Origin of the sequence: Burkholderia sp. E168m15 (assembly GCF_016586105.1) — a bacterium.
GTDB classification, from domain to species: Bacteria; Pseudomonadota; Gammaproteobacteria; order Burkholderiales; family Burkholderiaceae; genus Burkholderia; species Burkholderia orbicola.
This window is the reverse complement of record NZ_BCPO01000230.1, coordinates 1-2,451: the sequence shown is the minus strand read 5'-3', so window position 1 is coordinate 2,451 and position 2,451 is coordinate 1. Positions and strand designations below refer to the sequence as shown.

The following is a 2,451-nucleotide window of genomic DNA, read 5'->3' as shown; positions in this document are numbered from 1 at the left end:
GTAAGCCCCCGGTAAAGGCACCGAGGCTCGTGAGGTACCGCTGATCAAGCCGCGGCGAGCGACCAGCGATGCGGAAGCAGCGACGCGATGTCGTCGGCACGATGCGTGGGCAGTCGGGTGAGCACGTCTTTCAGGTAGGCGTACGGATCATGGCCGTTAAGCTGCGCCGACCGGATCAGGCTCATGATCGCGGCTGCACGTTGCCCCGCGCGCAGTGAGCCGGCGAACAGCCAGTTCGAGCGGCCAGTCGCCCATGGTCGAATCTGGTTCTCCAGCCAGTTATTGTCGATGGGCACGTGCCCGTCATCGAGATAGCGCGTGAGCGCTTCCCAACGCTTCAGGCTGTAGTCGAGCGCCTTCGCGATCGCCGATCCTTCGGCAACGAGCTTGCGCTGGGTCACCATCCAGGCGTGCAACGCATCGGCAACGGGCCTGGATCGCTGCTGGCGGATGGCCTGTCTTCGATCAGGCTTCAGTTCGGCGACGTCACGCTCGACGTCGTAGAGTGCGCCGAAGTATTTCAGCGCCTGCTCGGCGATCTGGCTCTGGTGGTTGACGTGCAGCTCGTAGAATTTCCGGCGCGCGTGAGCGACACATCCGATTTCCGTGATGCCCAGTTCGAATCCAGCCTTGTAGCCGCCATAGTCATCGCACATGAGCTTGCCACGCCACACACCCATGAACTTTCGGGCATGTTCGCCGGCACGGCTGCCGGCGAAGTCGTAGACCACGGCCTTCAGATCGGCGAATGGCGTCGTGCTGTACGCCCACAGGTAAGCCCGATGCGTCTTGCCCTTGCCGGGCGACAGCATCTGCACCGGCGTCTCGTCGGCGTGCAGCACGTCGCGCTGCAGGAGCGCTTCGCGAAGCGCATCGACCAGCGGTTGCAGCCGTACGCCGCAGATGCCGACCCACGCGCCGAGCGTCGATTGCGGGATCGCCAGGCCCGCGCGAGCAAAGATGCGTTCCTGCCGATACAGCGGCAGGTGGTCGCCATATTTGGCAACCAGCACCTGCGCCAACAGCCCGGTGGTCGGGATACCCTTGTCGATGACGTGAGGCGGGACCGGTGCCTGGATCAGGGTCCCGCAGTGCCGACAGGCCCACTTGCCGCGGATATGCCGCTCGACTGTGAACACGCCTGGCGCATAGTCCAGCTTCTCGCTGATGTCTTCGCCCACGCGCTCCCGCTGGCAACCGCACTGGCACGTGGTGTCTTCCGGCTCGTGATGGATGTCCGTACGCGGCAGTTTCGATGGCAAGGGCACACGCTTCGGCTGTTGCCCAGGCCCAGCGGCACGCGTGGCCGGTTGAAGCTGTTCGAGCTCGGCTTCCAGTGCCGCCAGGTCTGCATCGATCGCCTCGTCGAGCAGGCTCATCTGTTCGGTATCAAGCTGCTCGCTGCGTTTGCCGAACTGCAGGCGCTTGAGCACGGAGAGTTCGTGCGTCAGTTGATCGATACGCGTTTGACGGTAGTGCAGTTCACGCTGCGTCTCGCCGACCTGGGTCATCAACTGAGCGGCCAGTGTGCGCAGTTGCTCCGGGCTAAGGGCATCGAGGTCGGCGGGCAGGTTCATACGGCCCAGTCTGCCAGAGCCGGCACCGCCACGGAAGCGAAACTGTTTACGGCACCGACGACGCGTTACACCACGCAGATGACGTGATCGTGCGTCAGGGTCTGCCACGGCAGCCCCGTCACGAGCGCCCGCAACTGTTCGGGATTCAACGCGACGGCGATTGCTTCGTGGCCGTTCGTCCAGACGAACCGGCCCTTGTTCAGACGACGCGCAGCCAGCCAGATTCCGAAGCCGTCATAGACGAGTACCTTCATGCGCGTCGAATGCTTGTTGGCGAACAGGTAAGCATGGTGAGGGCGCGCTGCGCCGAACACCTTCACCACACGCGCCAGAATCGTATCGGCGCCGGCACGCATATCCAGCGGTTCGGTCGCCAGCCATATCGCGTCGATGCGGATCACCGCAGCCATCCCTGCAACCAGAGCGCACAATCACTGGCCGACGATAACGGCCAACGCACGGTCACCGTCGCCGCACCCCGACGTACCTCGATCTGGATCTCCGTCGCCCCAGATGCAGCCCCGCACGTCTCAAGCTGTAACGGCACAAACTCTGCCGATGGCGCGCTCATCGACTTGCGGGCAGCTTCGGCCGCATCCCGTTCTTCCTGGGCGGCCACCCAGCTTCGCAGCATGTTGGCATTCAGGCGGTAGTGCAGCGCTACCGCCGCGATCGACACGTTTGGCTGCATCGCCGCACGGATCACCTGTGCCTTGAACTCCTTGCTGTGCCGCCGACGTCGCGTCGGTTGCACAACCTCCTGCATCACCTCGGTCTCATCCATCGTGTACATCTGTCCATTAAAAATTTAGATGGACACGATCCTCGCCTTCGCGCCTAACGCGATCAAGATGACTTCCCCGGGTGCTTACGG

3 protein-coding genes are annotated in these 2,451 nt (G+C 63.4%); all 3 read right to left on the bottom strand.

Annotated features, from left to right (window positions below; all coding sequences use genetic code 11):
• Positions 1-44: 44 nt before the first annotated feature.
• The 3 genes from JMF86_RS34800 to JMF86_RS34790 all read right to left on the bottom strand — a co-directional run bounded on the left by JMF86_RS34800 (position 45) and on the right by JMF86_RS34790 (position 2,361).
• Entirely contained in the window at positions 45-1,577 is a 1,533-nt protein-coding gene (locus JMF86_RS34800) for an IS66 family transposase (RefSeq protein WP_034195837.1), read from the bottom strand.
• A gap of 65 nt (positions 1,578-1,642) precedes the next feature.
• Positions 1,643-1,987 (bottom strand): IS66 family insertion sequence element accessory protein TnpB, encoded by a 345-nt coding sequence (gene tnpB / locus JMF86_RS34795; protein WP_133372528.1) that lies wholly within the window; start codon positions 1,985-1,987, stop codon positions 1,643-1,645.
• Entirely contained in the window at positions 1,975-2,361 is a 387-nt protein-coding gene (locus tag JMF86_RS34790) for a transposase (protein ID WP_226129905.1), read from the bottom strand. The genes tnpB and JMF86_RS34790 overlap by 13 nt, the downstream gene beginning before the upstream one ends.
• Between the last annotated feature and the right edge of the window lie 90 nt (positions 2,362-2,451).

Excerpts from the sequence above, each read along its gene's own strand:
- JMF86_RS34800 (WP_034195837.1), bottom strand. The coding sequence starts at position 1,577 with ATGAACCTGCCCGCCGACCTCGATGCCCTTAGCCCGGAGCAACTGCGC.
- JMF86_RS34790 (WP_226129905.1), bottom strand. The coding sequence starts at position 2,361 with ATGGATGAGACCGAGGTGATGCAGGAGGTTGTGCAACCGACGCGACGT.
- tnpB (WP_133372528.1), bottom strand. The coding sequence starts at position 1,987 with ATGGCTGCGGTGATCCGCATCGACGCGATATGGCTGGCGACCGAACCG.